The organism is Pseudomonas mangiferae, assembly GCF_007109405.1.
In the GTDB taxonomy this organism is placed as follows: domain Bacteria; phylum Pseudomonadota; class Gammaproteobacteria; order Pseudomonadales; family Pseudomonadaceae; genus Pseudomonas_T; species Pseudomonas_T mangiferae.
Genome location: NZ_VJOY01000035.1, coordinates 1 through 5,632 on the forward strand (window position 1 = coordinate 1; position 5,632 = coordinate 5,632).

A 5,632-nucleotide genomic window follows, 5' to 3' on the forward strand; every position below is an offset into this window, starting at 1 on the left:
CCCCAAAAGGCCAAACCCCAACCCGCGTGAGCGGATTGGGGTTTGGGGATAGAAGCTTGACGATGACCTACTCTCACATGGAGAAGCTCCACACTACCATCGGCGAAGAGTCGTTTCACTGCTGAGTTCGGGAAGGGATCAGGTGGTTCCAACTCTCTATAGTCGTCAAGCAATCGGGTTGGAGTCTCGCAGGTGCGCGACTCCGAATTGGGTATGTGATATCAGGGTGGTGCGAGTTCGTGCAAATTTTCGGTTATGTCGGCTTCGACCGATCGACACGCCAAATTGTTTGGGTGTTATATGGTCAAGCCTCACGGGCAATTAGTATTGGTTAGCTCAACGCCTCACAGCGCTTACACACCCAACCTATCAACGTCGTAGTCTTCGACGGCCCTTCAGGGGGATCGAGTCCCCAGTGAGATCTCATCTTGAGGCGAGTTTCCCGCTTAGATGCTTTCAGCGGTTATCTCTTCCGAACGTAGCTACCCGGCAATGCCACTGGCGTGACAACCGGAACACCAGAGGTTCGTCCAACCCGGTCCTCTCGTACTAAGGTCAGCCCCTCTCAAATCTCAAACGTCCACGGCAGATAGGGACCGAACTGTCTCACGACGTTCTAAACCCAGCTCGCGTACCACTTTAAATGGCGAACAGCCATACCCTTGGGACCGGCTTCAGCCCCAGGATGTGATGAGCCGACATCGAGGTGCCAAACACCGCCGTCGATATGAACTCTTGGGCGGTATCAGCCTGTTATCCCCGGAGTACCTTTTATCCGTTGAGCGATGGCCCTTCCATACAGAACCACCGGATCACTAAGACCTACTTTCGTACCTGCTCGACGTGTCTGTCTCGCAGTCAAGCGCGCTTTTGCCTTTATACTCTACGAACGATTTCCGACCGTTCTGAGCGCACCTTCGTACTCCTCCGTTACTCTTTAGGAGGAGACCGCCCCAGTCAAACTGCCCACCATACACTGTCCTCGATCCGGATAACGGACCAGAGTTAGAACCTCAAGCATGCCAGGGTGGTATTTCAAGGATGGCTCCATGAGGACTGGCGTCCCCACTTCAAAGCCTCCCACCTATCCTACACAAGCAGGCTCAAAGTCCAGTGCAAAGCTACAGTAAAGGTTCACGGGGTCTTTCCGTCTAGCCGCGGATACACTGCATCTTCACAGCGATTTCAATTTCACTGAGTCTCGGGTGGAGACAGCGCCGCCATCGTTACGCCATTCGTGCAGGTCGGAACTTACCCGACAAGGAATTTCGCTACCTTAGGACCGTTATAGTTACGGCCGCCGTTTACCGGGGCTTCGATCAAGAGCTTCGCTTGCGCTAACCCCATCAATTAACCTTCCGGCACCGGGCAGGCGTCACACCCTATACGTCCACTTTCGTGTTTGCAGAGTGCTGTGTTTTTAATAAACAGTCGCAGCGGCCTGGTATCTTCGACCGGCATGAGCTTACGGGGTAAACCCTTCACCCTCACCGGCGCACCTTCTCCCGAAGTTACGGTGCCATTTTGCCTAGTTCCTTCACCCGAGTTCTCTCAAGCGCCTTGGTATTCTCTACCCAACCACCTGTGTCGGTTTGGGGTACGGTTCCTGATTACCTGAAGCTTAGAGGCTTTTCCTGGAAGCATGGCATCAACCACTTCGCGTCCATAAGGACACTCGTCATCAGCTCTCGGCCTTGAACACCCGGATTTGCCTAAGTGTTCGGCCTACCACCTTAAACTTGGACAACCAACGCCAAGCTGGCCTAGCCTTCTCCGTCCCCCCATCGCAGTAACCAGAAGTACGGGAATATTAACCCGTTTCCCATCGACTACGCTCTTCAGCCTCGCCTTAGGGACCGACTAACCCTGCGTCGATTAACGTTGCGCAGGAACCCTTGGTCTTTCGGCGTGGGTGTTTTTCACACCCATTGTCGTTACTCATGTCAGCATTCGCACTTCTGATACCTCCAGCGAGCTTCTCAACTCACCTTCACAGGCTTACAGAACGCTCCTCTACCGCGTCACTTACGTGACACCCGTAGCTTCGGTGCCTGGTTTGAGCCCCGTTACATCTTCCGCGCAGGCCGACTCGACTAGTGAGCTATTACGCTTTCTTTAAAGGATGGCTGCTTCTAAGCCAACCTCCTAGCTGTCTAAGCCTTCCCACATCGTTTCCCACTTAACCAGGACTTTGGGACCTTAGCTGACGGTCTGGGTTGTTTCCCTTTTCACGACGGACGTTAGCACCCGCCGTGTGTCTCCCATGCTCGGCACTTCTGGGTATTCGGAGTTTGCATCGGTTTGGTAAGTCGGGATGACCCCCTAGCCGAAACAGTGCTCTACCCCCCAGAGTGATACATGAGGCGCTACCTAAATAGCTTTCGAGGAGAACCAGCTATCTCCGAGCTTGATTAGCCTTTCACTCCGATCCACAGGTCATCCGCTAACTTTTCAACGGTAGTCGGTTCGGTCCTCCAGTCAGTGTTACCTAACCTTCAACCTGCCCATGGATAGATCGCCCGGTTTCGGGTCTATTCCCAGCGACTAAACGCCCTATTAAGACTCGCTTTCGCTACGCCTCCCCTATTCGGTTAAGCTCGCCACTGAAAATAAGTCGCTGACCCATTATACAAAAGGTACGCAGTCACCCAACAAAGTAGGCTCCCACTGCTTGTACGCATACGGTTTCAGGATCTATTTCACTCCCCTCTCCGGGGTTCTTTTCGCCTTTCCCTCACGGTACTGGTTCACTATCGGTCAGTCAGTAGTATTTAGCCTTGGAGGATGGTCCCCCCATATTCAGACAAAGTTTCTCGTGCTCCGTCCTACTCGATTTCATTGAAAAGAGGTTTTCGCGTACAGGGCTATCACCCACTATGGCCGCACTTTCCAGAGCGTTCCGCTAACCTCAAATCAACTTAAGGGCTAATCCCCGTTCGCTCGCCACTACTAAGGGAATCTCGGTTGATTTCTTTTCCTCAGGGTACTTAGATGTTTCAGTTCCCCTGGTTCGCCTCTTGCACCTATGGATTCAGTACAAGATACCTGAGTTGTCTCAGGTGGGTTTCCCCATTCAGAGATCTCCGGATCAAAGTCTGTTTGCCGACTCCCCGAAGCTTATCGCAGGCTACCACGTCTTTCATCGCCTCTGACTGCCAAGGCATCCACCGTATGCGCTTCTTCACTTGACCATATAACCCCAAGCAATCTGGTCATACGTCTCGAACGTGAAGACGACATTCGCCGAAAATTCGCGCTTGAACTCGCAAATTTTACCTTGAGCTAACTGATCGCCAGTGAAAACGATCAATCAGTCACTTCTATCACATACCCAAATTTTTAAAGAACAGTTCTGGCGCAAAGACCAGAACTCAACACCCCACCCTATCAGGCAGATGCTCAGTTCTGAGCTTTCAAGCGATTCGAGTAATGGTGGAGCCAAGGAGGATCGAACTCCTGACCTCCTGCGTGCAAAGCAGGCGCTCTCCCAGCTGAGCTATGGCCCCAATCGTCTGACCGGCCACGCCCCTTGACAATTGGTGGGTCTGGGCAGATTCGAACTGCCGACCTCACCCTTATCAGGGGTGCGCTCTAACCAACTGAGCTACAGACCCAATCGTCTACTCTCGGGTCTAATACCCAATCGCTTTTCGCAAGTGAATCAAGCAATTCGTGTGGGAGCTTATGAAGAAGCCGATGTCTTCGATTAAGGAGGTGATCCAGCCGCAGGTTCCCCTACGGCTACCTTGTTACGACTTCACCCCAGTCATGAATCACTCCGTGGTAACCGTCCCCCCGAAGGTTAGACTAGCTACTTCTGGAGCAACCCACTCCCATGGTGTGACGGGCGGTGTGTACAAGGCCCGGGAACGTATTCACCGCGACATTCTGATTCGCGATTACTAGCGATTCCGACTTCACGCAGTCGAGTTGCAGACTGCGATCCGGACTACGATCGGTTTTGTGGGATTAGCTCCACCTCGCGGCTTGGCAACCCTCTGTACCGACCATTGTAGCACGTGTGTAGCCCTGGCCGTAAGGGCCATGATGACTTGACGTCATCCCCACCTTCCTCCGGTTTGTCACCGGCAGTCTCCTTAGAGTGCCCACCCGAGGTGCTGGTAACTAAGGACAAGGGTTGCGCTCGTTACGGGACTTAACCCAACATCTCACGACACGAGCTGACGACAGCCATGCAGCACCTGTGTCTGAGTTCCCGAAGGCACCAATCCATCTCTGGAAAGTTCTCAGCATGTCAAGGCCAGGTAAGGTTCTTCGCGTTGCTTCGAATTAAACCACATGCTCCACCGCTTGTGCGGGCCCCCGTCAATTCATTTGAGTTTTAACCTTGCGGCCGTACTCCCCAGGCGGTCGACTTAATGCGTTAGCTGCGCCACTAAGATCTCAAGGATCCCAACGGCTAGTCGACATCGTTTACGGCGTGGACTACCAGGGTATCTAATCCTGTTTGCTCCCCACGCTTTCGCACCTCAGTGTCAGTATCAGTCCAGGTGGTCGCCTTCGCCACTGGTGTTCCTTCCTATATCTACGCATTTCACCGCTACACAGGAAATTCCACCACCCTCTACCGTACTCTAGCTCAGTAGTTTTGGATGCAGTTCCCAGGTTGAGCCCGGGGATTTCACATCCAACTTGCTGAACCACCTACGCGCGCTTTACGCCCAGTAATTCCGATTAACGCTTGCACCCTTCGTATTACCGCGGCTGCTGGCACGAAGTTAGCCGGTGCTTATTCTGTCGGTAACGTCAAAATTCCTGGATATTAGCCAGAAACCCTTCCTCCCAACTTAAAGTGCTTTACAATCCGAAGACCTTCTTCACACACGCGGCATGGCTGGATCAGGCTTTCGCCCATTGTCCAATATTCCCCACTGCTGCCTCCCGTAGGAGTCTGGACCGTGTCTCAGTTCCAGTGTGACTGATCATCCTCTCAGACCAGTTACGGATCGTCGCCTAGGTGAGCCATTACCTCACCTACTAGCTAATCCGACCTAGGCTCATCTGTTAGCGTGAGGTCCGAAGATCCCCCACTTTCTCCCGTAGGACGTATGCGGTATTAGCGCGAGTTTCCCCGCGTTATCCCCCACTAACAGGCAGATTCCTAGGCATTACTCACCCGTCCGCCGCTCGCCGGCAACCCGAAGGTCCCGCTGCCGCTCGACTTGCATGTGTTAGGCCTGCCGCCAGCGTTCAATCTGAGCCATGATCAAACTCTTCAGTTCAATACTGATCGGGTTTTGAGAAAACCCTAAACTTGGCTCAGCAATCGCAATAAACTCTCGAATTCACGAGTGTTACTTGTGATGCTGATAATCTTTCAGATCATCAGTCTTACCCCACAAGCACCCACACGAATTGCTTGATTCAATTTGTTAAAGAGCAATCGGTCAAGTCTTTCGCCTCAACCAAGGCCGCGCATTCTACAGCAGCCCTTCTTACTGTCAAGCGTTATTTCGAAAATCTCTTTTCTACTCAACCGCTTGCGCTTCATCAGCTTTACAACCTGCTGAAGCGGGAGGCGAATCTTACAGCACCATGCGACGCTGTCAACCCCTTCCTCCGTTGCGCTTCGATCGGGACCGAAGCACCGGCAGCCTGCGCCGCCCTTCCA

General features: G+C 52.9%; 2 tRNA genes, 3 rRNA genes and 1 pseudogene. 1 reads left to right on the forward strand and 5 read right to left on the reverse strand.

From position 1 onward, the window contains the following. Positions 1–54 precede the first annotated feature (54 nt). The 5 genes from rrf to FM069_RS21385 all read right to left on the reverse strand — a co-directional run bounded on the left by rrf (position 55) and on the right by FM069_RS21385 (position 5,243). Positions 55–170, reverse strand: a 5S ribosomal RNA gene (rrf, locus tag FM069_RS21365). Positions 171–300: 130 nt separating this feature from the next. Then, positions 301–3,191: ribosomal RNA gene (locus FM069_RS21370) — 23S ribosomal RNA — on the reverse strand. 239 nt (positions 3,192–3,430) lie between these two features. Beyond that, positions 3,431–3,506: transfer RNA gene (locus tag FM069_RS21375), tRNA-Ala, on the reverse strand. A 31-nt stretch (positions 3,507–3,537) separates the two neighbouring features. Next, a tRNA-Ile gene (locus FM069_RS21380) sits at positions 3,538–3,614 on the reverse strand. A gap of 93 nt (positions 3,615–3,707) precedes the next feature. Then, positions 3,708–5,243: ribosomal RNA gene (locus FM069_RS21385) — 16S ribosomal RNA — on the reverse strand. The 16S, 23S and 5S rRNA genes sit together here with 2 tRNA genes alongside, the layout of an rRNA operon. Before the next feature lie 137 nt (positions 5,244–5,380). Here FM069_RS21385 and FM069_RS21760 point away from each other — a divergent pair. After that, positions 5,381–5,632 (forward strand): annotated as a pseudogene (locus tag FM069_RS21760) (hypothetical protein); the annotation flags it as partial.